Here is a 14,921-nt window from a genome sequence, read left to right on the forward strand (position 1 = left end):
GACGGTCGACCGCTGTGGACAACCTCGCCCCTCGTCGTACCTGTGGACGAACAGTATCCCGAACAGGTGTTCGACACACGGTCCGCGTGCGGCGTGTCGCCGACGATCAGGCGCGGTCGCGGGTCAGCCGCCCGGCGACCACGACGGTCGCGGCGAGCAGTGCGGCGAACAGGGCGAGCGCCGGGTAGCCGAGCCACCCGACGACGACGCCGGCGAGGGCGCCTCCGCCGGCGGCGGTGAGGGACATCGCCATGTCGGAGGTGCCCTGCACGTCGGTGCGCGCCTCGACGGGCGTGAGGTCCGCGACCACCGTGGATGCCGCCACGGTGGCGCAGGACCACCCGACGCCGAGCAGGAAGAGCCCGGCGGTGATCTGCCAGGACGAGCCCTCCGGCGACAGCCCGCACAGCGCGAGGGACACCAGCAGCACTCCTCCCCCCGTGACCAGGACGACCGGACGGCCGAACCGGTCGGCCGCCCACCCCACCAGCGGCGAGAACGCGAACATGCCGAGCACGTGGACGGAGATCACGAAGCCGATGACCTCGAGGTGCGCACCGCCGTGCTCCATGTGCAGCGGCGTCATGATCATCACGGTCACCATGGCGGCGTGCGCGCACGCCATGGCCGCCACGGCCGCACCGACGGCGGGCACGTCCCGCACGACCGCGACGAACCGCACCCACGACCGGCCGTCGCGGTCCGGCGCCGCGGCCGTCTCGACCCCGGCCGTGCGCTGCGCGAGCAGCAGCGGGTCGGGGCGCAGCCGCACGCCCACCCAGCCGGCCGCCAGCACGAGCACGACGGCACCGATCGCGAAGCCGCCGGTGAGCTCGGGGACGGCGAGGGCCCCGGCCACCGCGCCGCCGACGCCCGTGAGGTTCGGTCCGGCGACAGCTCCGATGGTCGTCGCCCAGACCACGACCGACAGCGCCCGCGCCCGGTGCTCCTCCGTGGCGAGGTCGGTCGCGGCGTAGCGCGACCCGTTGTTGACCGCGGTGGTCGCGCCCAGCAGCACGGCGCCCACGAGCAGCACGAGCATCGAGTCGACGACGCCCGCCACCACCGCCAGCGCGGCGCCTGCCGCACCGGCGAGGTAGCCGGCGACCAGCCCGACGCGACGGCCGTGCCGACGCATCACCCGGGCGAGCGCGTACGCCGCGCCGGCGGTGCCCAGCACCTGGGAGGTCTGCGCGAGCCCGGCCATCGTCTCGCTGCCGGAGATGTCGCGCGCCAGCAGTGACGCGGTGGCGACGCCGATGGTGACGCCGACCGCCCCGACGGCCTGCGACACGACGAGCGTGCGGACCGTGTGCCGCTGGACGGCCGCGAGGTCGAGCTCCGGCTCGAGGCGGCTGCTCACCGCTCGCTGTCCGGCAGCTCGAGCTGCCGGCGCACGGCTGCCCAGACCTGCTTCGGCGGGACGCCGGCGTCGAGTGCCTCCTGGGTGGTGCGACCGTCGAGGTCGCGCACCACGGTCAGCTCGGCCCAGGTGCGGGAGTAGTCCCGGCCCAGGACCTCGTCGAGCCGCGCCCAGAACTCGGTGTGCCTCATGCTCCTACCGAACCACGCGCCGCCGACAGCTCCAACCGCGCCCTCGGCGCCGTCCCGGTCACCGCGCGCCCACGTCGTGCAGGTGGTGGACGACGTCGTGCAGGTGGTAGCTGCCCAGGCTCTCGATGGTGAACTCGTCGCCGTTCGAGCGCGTGCCGCGGCGCTGCGCGGTGACCTCGGTGAGGCCGGCGTAGAGGTCGGCCGCGGTGCCCGCGGCGGCGACCAGCCCGGCAGCGACCCGGTCCGGGTCCTGGTGGGCGTAGTCGCTCTCGACGGCGGTGGCGTCCTGGTCCCAGTTGGCGAAGGTCGGACCGTCCTCCTCGAGCATCAGCCGCACCCGCTGCGCGAACAGCTCGTGCACGTCGCGCACGTGGGCGCCGTACTCGAGCGGCGACCACACGTCGGCGGCCGGTCGCCGCGCGACGTCGCTGCGGGCGAGCACCTTCGCCCACGCCTCGGCTGTGGAGCGGAGGAGTCCCGGCAGGTCGCCCCGCCCCTGCGCGGCAGGGTCGAAGCCGCAGTCGGCGCACGGTCGGTCGAGGACCCAGGTCCAGTCCTTGGTGTCGGGGGTGATGCCCATGCCGGCCATCCAACCAGCGGCGCCGACGGGGACAATGCGGGGAATGGACATCCGCCGTGCACTTCCCGCCGACCTCGACACGGTGGCGGACATCTACGGCCGGGAGGCCCGCGAGGGGCACGCCACCTTCGACGTCGAGCCCCGCCCGACGACGTGGTGGGAGGAGAAGTTGGCCGCGACGGACGACCACTTCCTCGTCGCCGAGCACCAGGGCCGCGTGGTCGGCTACGCCACCTCCGGCGCCTTCCGGCCCAAGCCGGCCTACCGCCACACCCGCGAGAGCACGGTGTACGTCGCCCCCGGGCACCAGGGACTCGGCACCGGGCGGGCGCTGTACGACGCGCTGCTGGCGGGGCTCGCCGACGACGGCGTGCACCTGGTCGTCGCTGCCGTGGCGCTGCCCAACCCCGCGAGCCTCGCGCTGCACCGCGCCTGCGGCTTCGAGGAGGTGGGCGTCATGCGGGAGGTGGGCCGCAAGCTCGGCCGGTGGGTCGACCTGGCCTGGCTCCAGAAGGTCCTGGGCTGACGCCGTCCGCATAGGGTGCGCCCATGACCACGGCCCGCACCGTCCCGGTGACCACCGAGATGGACGGTGACGAGCTCGACGTCGAGGACGCCTGGCACCTCGCGCGCCGCCACGGCCTGCGGCGGATCATGGTGGAGTCGGCCGTGCGCTTCCGCTACGGCGACGGGTTCACCAACAGCCGCGCGCTCGCCCTCCAGACCTGCCTGGCGGTCGTGCCGTTCCTGCTGGCGGTGATGGGGCTGGCCGCGGACATCGACGACGAGCGCCCCGCGCGGGTGGTCGCAGCCACGGTGAACGCCGTCTCGCCCGCCAGCGGCGGCGACGACGCGGTGGCCCAGGCGCTGGCCTCCGGCTCCGAGGAGGCCGGGGAGCTCGCCCTCGCTCTCGGCCTGCTGCTGGCGGTCGCCTCGATGACGACCGCCATGGCCCAGGTCGAGCGCGGCAGCAACCGCATCTACGGCATCCGCCGCGACCGTCCCGCCCTGCACAAGTACGGTCGCGCGGCCGTCTTCACCGCCCTCCTCGCAGGTCCAGTGGGGCTGGGCTTCCTGTCGCTGGTGGCCGGCGGCGCCTTCGGGGACGCCATGGTCGCGGAGTACGGCTGGTCCGACGGGACACGCCTGGCCTGGGAGGTCGGTCGGTGGCCGCTGGGGCTCGTGGCGCTCGTCGTGGCCATCGCGGCGCTCTTCGACCACGCCCCCCGACGCCGCCAGCCGGCGCTGTCGTGGCTCGCCCTGGGCTCGGCGATCACCGTGGTCGGCAGCATGGCGGCGGCGGCCGGGCTCGCGGCGTACGTCAACGTCAGCGGCTCCTTCAGCAGCACGTACGGCCCGCTGGCGGGCGTGTTCGCCCTGCTGGTGTGGAGCCTGCTCTCCTCGATCTCGCTGTTCTTCGGCGTGGCGGTGTGCGCGCAGCTCGAGGCGCTGCGGGCCGGTGAGCCCGAGCCGGCGTACGACGACCCGGGCCGACCGCACAGCCGCGTCGTCGACGACTGACTCGGTGCCGCGTCCGGGTCCGGTCGTCAGGTGAGGAGCAGCGCGTCCAGCCGGCGGCGCACCACGGCCAGGCCGGCGATGCCCATCGCCACGAGGTAGACCACCGAGATCGCCGACTCCCAGGTCACCACGCCGGTGGTGAGCTCGCGGCACAGCACGACGCCGCGGTAGAGCGGGGTGGCCTCGACGATCCAGCGCAGCGCGCCGTCGCCGAACGCCTCGATCGGGAAGAAGGTGGCCGAGAAGAGGAAGAGCGGCATCTGCGCGAGCTGGATCTTGTCGAAGTCCTGCCAGCTCTTCATCCAGGTCGTCACCGCCATGCAGACGGCGGAGAAGGCGAACGCAATCAGCACCGTGGCCGGCAGCGCCAGGACCGCCCACCACGAGTGCGTGAGCCCCATGAGCGCCATCACCACGAGGAACGCGGCGGAGTAGACCGACCCGCGCATGAGGCCCCACGCGATCTCGCCCCGGGCGATGTCGCCGGTGGACAGGGGCGTGGCGAGCATCTGGTCGTAGAGCTTCTCGTACTTGAGCTTGAAGAAGACGTTGTAGGTCGAGTCGAGCAGCGCGCCGTTGAACGCCGAGGTCGCCAGCATGGCGGGCGCCACGAACTCCGCGTAGGGGATCGCCTCACCGTGGAACTCGAAGGTGTCGATGAGCCGGCCGACCCCGATGCCGATGGAGAACAGGTAGAACACGGGCTCGAGGAAGCCGGTGACGAACAGCTTCCACGCGCCCCGGTAGACGACGTAGTTGCGCAGCACCAGCACCCTGGTGGCCGCGGCCGGCGTCAGCGGGGCCGGGATCCCCTGCACGAGCGCCACCTCAGACCTCCAGCCGCTTGTCGAGGTTGCGGACGGCGAGCACCCAGCCGACGACGGTCAGCCCGGCCAGCACGGCGACGTGCAGCAGCGCCAGCGACCAGTCGACCCGGTCCACGCAGAGCATCCGCGACAGGGAGACGCCGTGCCACAACGGGGTGAGCCGCGCCAGCCACTCGAGCACCGGGCCGAGGTTCGCGACGGGGAAGAACGCCCCGGAGAAGAGGGTCAGCGGGATGACGCCGAGCCGGAACAGCAGCCCGAAGCCCTCCTCGGACCGCAGGCGGGCGCTGTAGGCGAAGGTGAGGGAGGCGAATGCGGAGCCCACCAGCACCTGGCCGACCCACGCGAGCACCGGCCCCCACCACGTCTCGAAGACGCCGAACGGCGCGAGCACGAGCATGAAGACGGCGCACGCCACCGCCACGCGGAACACCACGAACGCCACGAACGCATTCACCAGGTCGCGGACGGCGAGCGGCGTGGCGAGCTGGGCGTAGAACGTCTTGTGCCACTTGATGGCGCCCATCACGGGGTACGTCGACTCGCTGACCGCGATGGTCATCGCGTGGGAGGCGACGAGGCCGGGCACCACGAAGGCGAGGTAGGAGGTGGCGCCCTCCAGCGTGTCGGGGTCGCCCTCGATGAAGCCGCCGAGCAGCACGCCCATCGCGACGACGTACAGCAGCGGGGTCAGGAAGCTGCTGACCACTCCCCCGCGCCAGGTGCGCTTGAGGACGGTGAGCCAGTAGTCGTACTGCCGGGCCATGCCCTCCCGCGCCGACAGCGTGCCGGTGGGTCGGGTCGTCCGGGCAGGGCGCGTCGTGGTGGCCATCAGTCCGCCAGGCTCCGGCCGGTGAGGCGCAGGAACACGTCCTCGAGGGTGGAGCGGCGCACGAGCGTGGCCAGCGGGTGCAGCCCACGCTCGAGCACGGCGGTGACGACGTCCTCGCCGTGGTCGCTGTAGACGAGCAGCCGGTCGGGCAGCACCTCGACCCGCTCCCCGAGGTCCTCGACCTTTCCGGCCAGCGCCTCGTGCTCACCGACGCCGAAGCGGAGCTCGGCGACCTCGCGCGTGGAGTGGGCGTCGATGAGCTCGCGCGGTGAGCCCTCGGCGGCGATCAGGCCCTTGTCCATGACGACCAGCCGGTCGCAGAGCTGCTCGGCCTCGTCCATGTAGTGGGTGGTGATGACGAGCGTGACCCCGGCCTGCTTGAGCCGGAAGAGCTGGTCCCACAGCACGTGGCGCGCCTGCGGGTCGAGCCCGGTCGTGGGCTCGTCGAGGAGCAGCACCTCGGGTCGGTTGATGAGGCTGCGGGCGATGGTGAGTCGCCGCTTCATGCCGCCGGAGAGGTCCTCGACCTTGGCCTTGGCCTTGTCGGTGATCTGCGCGAACTCGAGCAGCTCCTGGGCGCGCTCGCGGCAGGTGGCACGGTCGATGCCGAAGTAGCGGCCGTAGATGTAGAGGTTGTCGAAGACGTTGAGCTCGTTGTCGAGGGTGTCCTCCTGGGGGCAGACGCCGAGACGACCGCGGATGGCCGGCCCGTCGGTGGCCGGGTCCATCCCGAGGATCCGCAGCTCGCCGCCGCTGACCGGGCTCACCGAGGCGATCATGCGCATCGTGCTGGACTTCCCCGCGCCGTTGGGTCCGAGGAAGCCGAATGCCTCGCCCCGGCGCACCTCGACGTCGATGCCCTTCACGGCCTCGAAGTCACCGAACGACTTGCGCAGCCCCCGCGCCGAGATCATGGCTTCGCTCACGAGCGCCGACACTAGATCAGTGCGACGGCCTCGGGGAACCGAGTTGGGCGGCCGACAACAATGGAGTCCCCGGCTGCGTCCCAGCCTCGAACGCCCCGGTCGGGGTGCTCGTCCACACCCCGACGGATCAGGTCACCCATGTCAGCTCGACGCTCCGCGATCGCCACCGCCCTGGCGCTGCTCGTCCCGGCGGCGGCCCTCGCCGTTCCCCCATCCGGCTCCGCCACCGAGCCGTCCGACCCCGTCGGGGACGTCGCCGTGCTCGTCACGCCGCACCAGCGCATCCGGCTGGAGGCGCTGCCGCAGATCGTCCAGCAGGGGCGGCTGGTCGCCGGTGCGGACGCCGCCCGGTCGGCGGTCGTCGCGACCCTGCGACCCGCGACGCCCGGACGACGGGTGCAGCTCCAGGTTCGCCGGGGCGACTCGTGGCAGGTCGTGGCGACCAGGCGCCAGGACGGCCGCGGCCGCGTGCAGTTCGCAGCCGCCGCGACCACGGACGGGCACCCGTCGACGTACCGCGTGCGCGCCATGGCCTCCGGCAGCCTCCGCCCGCTCAGCAGCCACGCCGTGAGCACGGCACGCTGGCAGGACCCCACCTGGACCGAGGAGTTCCCCGGCGAGCACCTCGACCCGGTCTGGAACCACCGCGGCCACGACTACGTGCCGACGGCGCGGCGCTCCTGCTCCCGCGGGCACCCCAGCGCCGTCAGCGTGGACGGTGGCGCCGCCCGGCTCAGCGTCGTGATCGACCCCGACGCCACGCGCCGGTGCCGCATCCGCGGCCGCGACCGCGCGCCGGGCACGTACGCCTACCGCCTCAACGGCCACATCGGCACGCAGGGCGCCTTCGCGTTCCGCTACGGGGTCGCCGCGGCGCGCGTGAAGTTCCACGCCCGGCGCGGGCAGCACGGCGCGTTCTGGCTCCAGCCCGTGGAGGGCATGTACCCCGGCGGCGCCGGCAGCGAGATCGACGTCGTCGAGTACTTCGGCGACCACCACCCGCAGGGCGGGCTGGCGACCTTCATGCACCGGTACGACGGACGTCGCCGGGTCTCGTCGGGCGGCTGGATCCCCCGCTCGGCGTCGTACCTCAAGAACCGCCGGGACGGCTGGTCGAAGAACTACCACGTCTTCTCCGTGGAGTGGTCGCCGAGGCTGCTGGTCTTCCGCATCGACGGCGTGGAGACCGGGCGCATGCGCGGCGGCGTCTCCGCCGTCCGGCAGTTCCCGATCCTCAGCCTGCTCGCGGCGGACTACGAGGTGCCGAAGATCCGCGAGCGCCACCTGCCGCAGCACATGTACGTCGACTGGGTGCGCGTGTGGGAGACCGGCGGCTGACGCCGACGACCCCGGCGTCTGCGAGCATCACGGCATGGACGTCGAGGTGCTGGCAGCCAGTCGGCTGAGGTTCGACGACGGCACGCCCGTACGGGCGGCGTCGGCGGTCGTGGCCCTCGGAGACGGCCACCTGGTGGTGTCGGACGACGCCACCCACGCGGCATGGTGCCGCGACGGGTCCGTGACCGCCGTACGGCTCCTGCCGCCGGTCGAGGGGCACGAGGTCTTCGACGAGGCGTCGGGGACCAAGGCCCTCAAGCCCGACCTCGAGACCGCGTGCCGCGTCGAGGTCGACGGCGAGCCGGCGGTCCTGGTCATGGGGTCGGGCTCGTCGCCCGCCCGGATGCGGTGGTGCCTGCTCCGCCTCGACGGTGGCCGTCCGACCACCGTGGTGGCCGACGCGAGCGCGGTCTACACCCGCGTGGCGGACGTCCTCGGCGTCGACCTCGACGTGCTCAACCTCGAGGGCGCCTGCGTCGTCGACGGCGCGCTGCGGTGGTTCCACCGCGGCCTGCCGTCCGCGGGACTGCCGTCGGGCAGCGTCGACGTCGACCTCGCCGACGCCGTGGCGCTGGCCGTCGGGCGGGGCGCAGCGGCCGGGGTGCGGGTCGCGCGGCCGCGGCACTACGACCTCGGCTCCGTGCACGGGGTCGGCCTCGCGATCACCGACGTCGTCGCGCTGCCGGACGGCCGGCTGCTCGCCAGCGCCGCCGCCGAGGACAGTCCCGACCCGCGCGACGACGGACCGGTCGTGGCGTCGGCCCTCGCGCGCATCCGCGGCGACCGGGTGCTCGAGGTCGCCGCGATCCCCGAGCTCGACGGCGCCGTGGTGAAGGTCGAGGGCCTGATGCTCCTCGGCGCCGACGACGCGGGCGCCACCCTGCTCGCGGTCACCGACGTGGACGACCCGGACGCCGCCTCGTGGGAGGTGCGGATCCGCGTCTCCCGCTGACCCGGGTGCCCCAGGGGCTGCGCCGTGCGCCGCCCCCGGTGGGTGGCGGCCCGGGCGCGCGGTACCGTCGCAGCGTGGTCGAGAAGGGTCCGGTGCTGGTCGACCACCGCGAGCGCAGCAGCGGCATCCCGGACGCGCTCGTCGCCGCAGGTCTCGACGTGCAGCTCACGGACCTGCCGGTGGGCGACTACGTGCTGGGGCACGGGCTGGCGGTGGAGCGCAAGGGCCCCGGCGACCTGAGCGCCTCCATCCGTGACGGCCGCCTGTTCGACCAGGCGGTGCGCCTGCAGTCGACGTTCCCCCAGGCCGTGCTGCTGGTCGAGGGCGAGCCGCGGATGGCCGAGGACGCGTGGCGGGGCGCGGTGTGCCGCCTGCTGGAGGACGGCTTCACCGTGCTGCACAGCCTGGACGTGGAGGACAGCGCGGCCTGGATCGCCCGGCTCGCCAAACGCGCCCGGCGCGCCGCGCCGACGTCGCGGACGGACGGACCGCGCCGGTCCCCGCGCCACCCCTCCGCACAGGCCGAGGTCATGCTCTCCGCCGTCCCGGGCATCAGCGCGACGATGGCCCGCAGCCTGCTCGCCGCCCACGGCAGCGTCGCCGCCGTCGCCGCGGCCGCTCCCGACGGGCTGCGCCGCCACCCCGGCATCGGGCGGGTGCGGGCGGCGCGCCTCGCCGAGGCGCTGCACGGCGCCTACGTGGCGCCCGCCGACCGCGAGCCGGAGCCCGAGCGTCCCGCTCCCGGGACGCGACCGGCGCGCCGCTGGATCCTCAGCAGCCCCGACCGTGACGAGGAGACCCGGTCGTTCGACCGACGCGCGATCGCGCTGCGCGCCCTGCGGTCCTCCGCCGAGGGGACCCAGCTGGTCGACGGGCTCACCGGCGAGGTGCTCGACGCCGAGGGCGCCGCCGAGCACCTCGCGGAGTGAGGGGGCCGGCGAGCCGCGGCTGCGGTGCCGGCCCGACGACCGGCGTGCCTCCCTCGGGGCGGGGTCGTTGTCGGACCCCGGTGTCAGACTGCGGAGCATGACTGCCCTCGACCGCTTCAGCGCGCCGACCCGCGCGTGGTTCGAGGCGTCCTTCGCCAGCCCCACTCCGGCGCAGGAGGGGGCCTGGGACGCCATCGCGGCCGGCAGGAACGCGCTCGTCGTCGCGCCCACCGGCAGCGGCAAGACACTGAGCGCCTTCCTCCACGCCATCGACCGGCTGCTCACCACCGAGCGACCCGACGACAGGTCCCGGCGCACCCGTGTCCTCTACATCTCCCCGCTCAAGGCACTCGGCGTCGACGTCGAGCGCAACCTCCGCGCGCCGCTGACCGGCATCCGCAACACCGCGGAGCGGCTCGAGACCTCCGTCCCCGACGTCACGGTCGGCCTGCGGTCGGGCGACACCAGTCCGGCCGACCGTCGCAGGCTCGGCACGGCGCCGCCCGACATCCTCATCACCACCCCCGAGTCGCTCTTCCTGATGCTCACCAGCCAGGCCCGCGAGACCTTGCGCGGCGTCGACACGGTCATCGTCGACGAGGTGCACGCCGTGGCGGGCACCAAGCGCGGCGCCCACCTCGGCCTCAGCCTCGAGCGCCTCGACCACCTGCTCGAGCGGCCCGCGCAGCGCATCGGCCTCAGCGCGACCGTCCGCCCCCTGGAGGAGGTGGCACGCTTCCTCGGCGGCACCCAGCCGGTCGAGATCGTCTCCCCGCCCAGCACGAAGGAGTGGGACCTGCGGGTGGTCGTGCCCGTCGAGGACATGACGATGCCCGAGGAGTACGACGAGGGCTCCGGCGACCCGGGCCGTTCCAGCAGCATCTGGCCGCACGTCGAGGAGCACGTCGTCGACCTCGTCGAGCAGCACCGCTCCACGATCGTGTTCGCCAACTCCCGCCGGCTGGCCGAGCGGCTCACCGCCCGCCTCAACGAGATCGCGGCAGAGCGCGCCGAGCGGGCGGCGTCCGAGCCGCCCGTCGGCGACGCGCAGGTCGGGGAGCGTGCCGGCAGTCCGCCCGCCCAGGTCATGGCCCAGTCCGGGCAGAGCTCGGGCGCCGAGGCGGTCATCGCCAAGGCGCACCACGGCTCGGTCTCCAAGGAGCAGCGGGCGGTCATCGAGGACGACCTCAAGCGGGGCCGGCTGCCGTGCGTGGTGGCCACGAGCAGCCTCGAGCTCGGCATCGACATGGGCTCGGTCGACCTCGTCGTCCAGATCGAGTCGCCGCCCAGCGTGGCGAGTGCCCTGCAGCGGGTCGGCCGCGCCGGGCACCAGGTCGGCGAGACGAGCCGAGGGGTGCTCTTCCCCAAGCACCGCGGCGACCTCGCCCAGACCGCCGTGGCCGTGGACCGCATGCGGTCCGGGGCGATCGAGAAGATGGCCGTCCCGGCGAACCCGCTCGACGTCCTGGCCCAGCAGGTCGTCGCCGCGCTCGCGATGGACGAGTGGCACGTCGACGAGCTGTTCGCGCTGGTCACCCGCGCCGCGTCGTACACCCAGCTCCCCCGCTCCGCCTTCGACGCCACCCTCGACCTGCTGAGCGGGCGCTATCCCAGCGAGGAGTTCGCCGAGCTGCGCCCGCGCATCGTGTGGGACCGGGTGACCGGCCAGCTCACGGGCCGGCCGGGGGCCCAGCGGCTCGCCGTGACCAGCGGCGGCACGATCCCCGACCGCGGTCTCTTCGGCGTCTTCCTCGTCGGCGAGAAGGCCAGCCGGGTCGGCGAGCTCGACGAGGAGATGGTCTACGAGTCGCGCGTCGGCGACGTCTTCGCCCTCGGCGCCACCAGCTGGCGCATCGAGGACATCACGCACGACCGGGTCCTCGTCACGCCCGCGCCCGGCATCCCCGGCCGGCTGCCCTTCTGGAAGGGCGACGCCCTCGGCCGCCCGGCCGAGCTCGGCGCCGCCGTCGGCGCCTTCACCCGCGAGCTGGCCGGCAAGCCGGCAGCGAAGGCGATCGACAGCGTCCGCGAGCAGGGCCTCGACGTCAACGCCGCCACCAACCTGGTGACCTACCTCGGCGAGCAGCGCGAGGCCACGCAGGTCGTCCCCAACGACACGCAGATCGTCGTCGAGCGGTTCCGCGACGAGCTCGGCGACTGGCGCCTGGTCGTCCACTCGCCCTACGGCACGCCCGTGCACGCCCCGTGGGCCCTGGCGATCAACGCCCGGCTGCGCGAGCGCTTCGACGTCGACGGGCAGGCGGTCGCCTCCGACGACGGCATCGTCATCCGGATCCCCGACACCGACGCCGAGCCGCCCACCGGCGAGGTCATCGTCTTCGAGCCGGAGGAGATCGAGCAGCTCGTCACCCAGGAGGTCGGCGGCTCGGCCCTGTTCGCCAGCCGCTTCCGCGAGTGCGCGGCCCGCGCCCTGCTGCTCCCTCGCCGCGACCCCGGCCGGCGCAGCCCGTTGTGGCAGCAGCGCCAGCGCAGCGCGCAGCTGCTCGAGGTCGCGGCGCAGTACCCCGCCTTCCCCATCGTGCTCGAGGCGGTTCGCGAGTGCCTCCAGGACGTCTACGACCTCCCGGCCCTCGTCGCCCTGCTCGGCCGGGTCCAGCGCCGCGAGGTGAGCGTCCTCGACGTCGCGACGACCCAGCCCAGCCCCTTCGCGCGGAGCCTGCTCTTCGGCTACGTCGCCCAGTTCGTCTACGAGGGCGACTCCCCCATCGCCGAGCGCCGCGCCGCCGCGCTGTCGCTCGACCAGGGCCTGCTTGCCGAGCTGCTCGGCCGCGCGGAGCTGCGCGAGCTGCTCGACCCCGAGGTGCTCGCCGAGGTCGAGGCCGAGCTGCAGTGGCTCGCCGACGACCGGCGCGCCCGCGACGCCGAGGCGGTCGCCGACCTGCTGCGGCTGGTGGGTCCGCTGTCGACCGACGAGGTCCGCGCCCGCGCGGTCGCCGGCGCCGACGTGGAGGCGTGGCTGGCCTCCCTGTTCGACGTACGCCGCGTCCTGCAGGTGCGCATGGCCGGCGAGGACCGCTGGACCGCCATCGAGGACATCGGGCGCCTGCGCGACGGGCTCGGCGTCCCCGTCCCGGTCGGCACCCCCGACGCCTTCCTCGAGCTGCCGGAGGACCCGCTCGGAGACCTGGTCTCCCGCTACGCGCGCAGCCACGGACCCTTCACCACCGCGGAGGTCGCGGCGCGGCTCGGGCTCGGCGAGGCCGTCGCCCGCCAGACCCTGCAGCGCCTCGCCCACCGCGGCCGGGTGCTCGACGGCGAGTTCCGGCCGTCCGGCTCGGGCACGGAGTGGTGCGACGCCGAGGTCCTGCGCAAGCTGCGCCGGCGCTCCCTCGCCCGGCTGCGCCAGGAGATCGATCCGGTCAGCCAGGACGCGGTGGCCCGGTTCCTGCCCGCCTGGCAGCGGGTCGGCGGCTCGCTGCGGGGGCTCGACGGCGTCGTCGCGGCGATCGACCAGCTCGCGGGCTGCCCGGTGCCCGCCAGCGCGCTGGAGCCCCTGGTCCTCGCCGCCCGCGTGCGCGACTACGAGCCCTCGATGCTCGACGAGCTCACCGCCTCCGGGGAGGTGATCTGGGCCGGCCACGCGCCCCTCCCGGGAAGCGACGGCTGGGTGAGCCTCCACCTCGCCGACCAGGCCCACCTGACGCTCCCGGAGGTCGAGGCGGCGGAGCCGACCGGCCTCCAGCGAGCCGTCCTCGACGCCCTCGACCCCGGCGGGGCCTGGTTCTTCCGTCAGCTCGCCGACCGGGTCGGGTCGTCCAGCGACGCCGAGCTCACCACGGCGCTCTGGGAGCTGGTCTGGGCCGGCCACGTCACCAACGACACCCTCAGCCCCCTCCGCGCGCTGGTCCGCAGCGGCACGCCCTCCCACCGCAGCCGTCGTACGCCGCCGCGGATGGGCCGCACCACCCGGGGCCGGATGCCCGCGCGCTCGGGGCCGCCCGAGACCGCGGGGCGCTGGGCACTGCTGCCCGAGCGCGACGGCGACCCGACGAGACGCGCTCACGCGCGGGCCGAGCACCTCCTCGAGCGTCACGGCGTGGTCACCCGCGGCGCCGTCGTGAGCGAGCGCGTGGCCGGCGGCTTCGCCGGGGTCTACAAGGTGCTGAGCGCGTTCGAGGACACCGGGCGCTGCCGCCGCGGCTACTTCATCGAGGGGCTCGGCGCCGCCCAGTTCGGCAGCGCGGGCGCGATCGACCGGCTCCGCACGTTCGCCGAGCCCGAGAGCGCGCGGGGCGGTGCCAAGCCGTCCGTCCTGGCCCTCGCCGCGACCGACCCGGCCAACGTCTTCGGCGCCGCCCTCCCGTGGCCCGACGCCGGCGACGACGAGCGCAGCGGGCACCGGCCCGGACGCAAGGCCGGCGCCCTCGTCGTCCTCGTCGACGGTGCCCTCACGGTCTACGTCGAGCGCGGCGGCCGCACCCTGCTCACGTGGAGCGACGACCAGGAGGTCCTGACCCCCGCCATGGCGGCGCTGGCCGACGCGGCCCGCCGCGGCGCCCTCGGGCGGCTCACCGTCGAGAAGGCGGACGGCCAGGCGCTGATCGGCAGCGGCGGCGAGACCCCCATCCGGCTGGCGCTGACGGCGGCCGGGTTCGTGGCGACGCCCAAGGGACTGAGGCTGCGTGCCTGAGGGCGACACCGTGTACCGCGCGGCGGTCAGGCTCGACCTTGCCCTCAGCGGCCGGGAGCTGACGACCACCGACTTCCGGGTGCCGGCGTTCGCCACCCACGACCTCACCGGCGGCACCGTCGTCGGCACCGTCTCGCGCGGCAAGCACCTGCTCACCCGGATCGACCACGAGCGGCCGTGGAGCCTGCACACCCACCTGAAGATGGAGGGGTCCTGGCACGTCTATCCCGCCGGAGGGCGGTGGCGCCGGCCCGAGGTGCAGGTGCGGGTGGTCCTCGGCGTCGAGGGCGTGACGGCCGTCGGCTTCCAGCTCGGCATCGTCGAGGTGGTCCCGCGCGAGGCCGAGCACGACCTCGTCGGCCACCTCGGCCCGGACCTCCTCGGACCGGACTGGGACGAGGAGCGGGCGCTGGCCAACCTGCGGGCGGAGCCCGCGCGGCCCATCGGCCAGGCCCTGCTCGACCAGCGCAACCTCGCCGGCATCGGCAACATGTACATGGCCGAGCTCTGCTTCACGATGAGCGTCCACCCGGCCACACCGGTCTCCGAGGTCGGCGACCTGACGCGCCTCGTCAGGCGGGGACGCCAGATGCTCGAGGTCAACAAGGAGCGCGCGGTCCAGTCGACGACGGGCAGCCTGCGCGAGCGGGAGCGCATGTGGGTCTACCGCCGCGACCGGTCCCCGTGCCGCCGGTGCGGCACCCCGGTCGCGGTGACGATGCTCGGCGAGCCCGGGCGCGAGCGCGCGGCGTACTGGTGCCCGAGCTGCCAACCCGGGCGCTGACCCGCGTCGGCGAGCGGTCCGCCTCGA

The 14,921-nt window shown here is 74.3% G+C and carries 13 protein-coding genes; 7 read left to right on the forward strand and 6 right to left on the reverse strand.

The annotated features are described in order from the left end of the window. Positions 1-106 precede the first annotated feature (106 nt). Genes J3P32_RS16400 through J3P32_RS16410 form a run of 3 tightly spaced genes read right to left on the reverse strand, consistent with a single transcriptional unit; the run spans position 107 to position 2,134 of the window. On the reverse strand, positions 107-1,363 hold the full coding sequence (locus J3P32_RS16400; RefSeq protein ID WP_210441211.1) for an MFS transporter: 1,257 nt from the start codon (positions 1,361-1,363) through the stop codon (positions 107-109). Beyond that, positions 1,360-1,554: a DUF3046 domain-containing protein gene (locus J3P32_RS16405; RefSeq protein WP_210441213.1), complete on the reverse strand. Its 195-nt coding sequence runs from the start codon at positions 1,552-1,554 to the stop codon at positions 1,360-1,362. Before J3P32_RS16405 ends, J3P32_RS16400 begins: the two co-directional genes overlap by 4 nt. Positions 1,555-1,612: 58 nt before the next feature. Next, positions 1,613-2,134 (reverse strand): DinB family protein, encoded by a 522-nt coding sequence (locus J3P32_RS16410; RefSeq protein ID WP_210441214.1) that lies wholly within the window; start codon positions 2,132-2,134, stop codon positions 1,613-1,615. Between the two features lie 43 nt (positions 2,135-2,177). Here J3P32_RS16410 and J3P32_RS16415 point away from each other — a divergent pair, with 43 nt between their 5' ends. Together J3P32_RS16415 and J3P32_RS16420 are read left to right on the forward strand one after the other, a co-directional pair. Further along, positions 2,178-2,660 carry a GNAT family N-acetyltransferase gene (locus J3P32_RS16415; protein WP_210441217.1) on the forward strand — a complete coding sequence of 161 codons (483 nt, stop codon included), beginning with the start codon at positions 2,178-2,180 and terminating at the stop codon, positions 2,658-2,660. A 23-nt stretch (positions 2,661-2,683) separates the two neighbouring features. Continuing rightward, positions 2,684-3,655 carry a YihY/virulence factor BrkB family protein gene (locus tag J3P32_RS16420; protein ID WP_210441218.1) on the forward strand — a complete coding sequence of 324 codons (972 nt, stop codon included), beginning with the start codon at positions 2,684-2,686 and terminating at the stop codon, positions 3,653-3,655. 26 nt (positions 3,656-3,681) lie between these two features. Here the strand turns inward: J3P32_RS16420 and J3P32_RS16425 are convergent, their stop codons facing one another. Genes J3P32_RS16425 through J3P32_RS16435 form a run of 3 tightly spaced genes read right to left on the reverse strand, consistent with a single transcriptional unit; the run spans position 3,682 to position 6,240 of the window. Next, positions 3,682-4,473: an ABC transporter permease gene (locus tag J3P32_RS16425; protein ID WP_210441219.1), complete on the reverse strand. Its 792-nt coding sequence runs from the start codon at positions 4,471-4,473 to the stop codon at positions 3,682-3,684. 10 nt (positions 4,474-4,483) lie between these two features. Then, a complete protein-coding gene (locus J3P32_RS16430) occupies positions 4,484-5,314 on the reverse strand; it encodes an ABC transporter permease (RefSeq protein WP_246851238.1) in 831 nt (276 codons plus the stop codon). After that, positions 5,314-6,240 carry an ABC transporter ATP-binding protein gene (locus tag J3P32_RS16435; protein ID WP_455430097.1) on the reverse strand — a complete coding sequence of 309 codons (927 nt, stop codon included), beginning with the start codon at positions 6,238-6,240 and terminating at the stop codon, positions 5,314-5,316. The genes J3P32_RS16430 and J3P32_RS16435 overlap by 1 nt, the downstream gene beginning before the upstream one ends. Positions 6,241-6,378: 138 nt before the next feature. Here J3P32_RS16435 and J3P32_RS16440 point away from each other — a divergent pair, with 138 nt between their 5' ends. From J3P32_RS16440 to J3P32_RS16460, 5 genes are all read left to right on the forward strand, one after another. Next, positions 6,379-7,578 (forward strand): glycoside hydrolase family 16 protein, encoded by a 1,200-nt coding sequence (locus tag J3P32_RS16440; RefSeq protein WP_210441220.1) that lies wholly within the window; start codon positions 6,379-6,381, stop codon positions 7,576-7,578. Positions 7,579-7,612: 34 nt separating this feature from the next. Then, positions 7,613-8,530, forward strand: coding sequence for a DUF6910 family protein (locus J3P32_RS16445; RefSeq protein ID WP_210441221.1), 918 nt, complete (start codon positions 7,613-7,615; stop codon positions 8,528-8,530). Positions 8,531-8,604: 74 nt separating this feature from the next. Continuing rightward, on the forward strand, positions 8,605-9,459 hold the full coding sequence (locus J3P32_RS16450; protein ID WP_210441222.1) for an ERCC4 domain-containing protein: 855 nt from the start codon (positions 8,605-8,607) through the stop codon (positions 9,457-9,459). Between the two features lie 97 nt (positions 9,460-9,556). Continuing rightward, entirely contained in the window at positions 9,557-14,110 is a 4,554-nt protein-coding gene (locus tag J3P32_RS16455; RefSeq protein WP_210441223.1) for an ATP-dependent helicase, read from the forward strand. After that, positions 14,103-14,894, forward strand: a complete 792-nt coding sequence (locus J3P32_RS16460; RefSeq protein WP_210441225.1) for an Fpg/Nei family DNA glycosylase — start codon at positions 14,103-14,105, stop codon at positions 14,892-14,894. Before J3P32_RS16455 ends, J3P32_RS16460 begins: the two co-directional genes overlap by 8 nt. Positions 14,895-14,921 lie beyond the last annotated feature (27 nt).

It is taken from the genome of Nocardioides xinjiangensis (genome assembly GCF_017916385.1).
Classification (GTDB): Bacteria; Actinomycetota; Actinomycetes; order Propionibacteriales; family Nocardioidaceae; genus Nocardioides; species Nocardioides xinjiangensis.

Bases quoted from the DNA above. Each gene is read 5' to 3' on its own strand.
- J3P32_RS16420 (WP_210441218.1), top strand. From the start codon at position 2,684: ATGACCACGGCCCGCACCGTCCCGGTGACCACCGAGATGGACGGTGAC.
- J3P32_RS16440 (WP_210441220.1), top strand. From the start codon at position 6,379: ATGTCAGCTCGACGCTCCGCGATCGCCACCGCCCTGGCGCTGCTCGTC.
- J3P32_RS16415 (WP_210441217.1), top strand. From the start codon at position 2,178: ATGGACATCCGCCGTGCACTTCCCGCCGACCTCGACACGGTGGCGGAC.
- J3P32_RS16430 (WP_246851238.1), bottom strand. From the start codon at position 5,314: ATGGCCACCACGACGCGCCCTGCCCGGACGACCCGACCCACCGGCACG.
- J3P32_RS16405 (WP_210441213.1), bottom strand. From the start codon at position 1,554: ATGAGGCACACCGAGTTCTGGGCGCGGCTCGACGAGGTCCTGGGCCGG.
- J3P32_RS16410 (WP_210441214.1), bottom strand. From the start codon at position 2,134: ATGGGCATCACCCCCGACACCAAGGACTGGACCTGGGTCCTCGACCGA.
- J3P32_RS16455 (WP_210441223.1), top strand. From the start codon at position 9,557: ATGACTGCCCTCGACCGCTTCAGCGCGCCGACCCGCGCGTGGTTCGAG.
- J3P32_RS16445 (WP_210441221.1), top strand. From the start codon at position 7,613: ATGGACGTCGAGGTGCTGGCAGCCAGTCGGCTGAGGTTCGACGACGGC.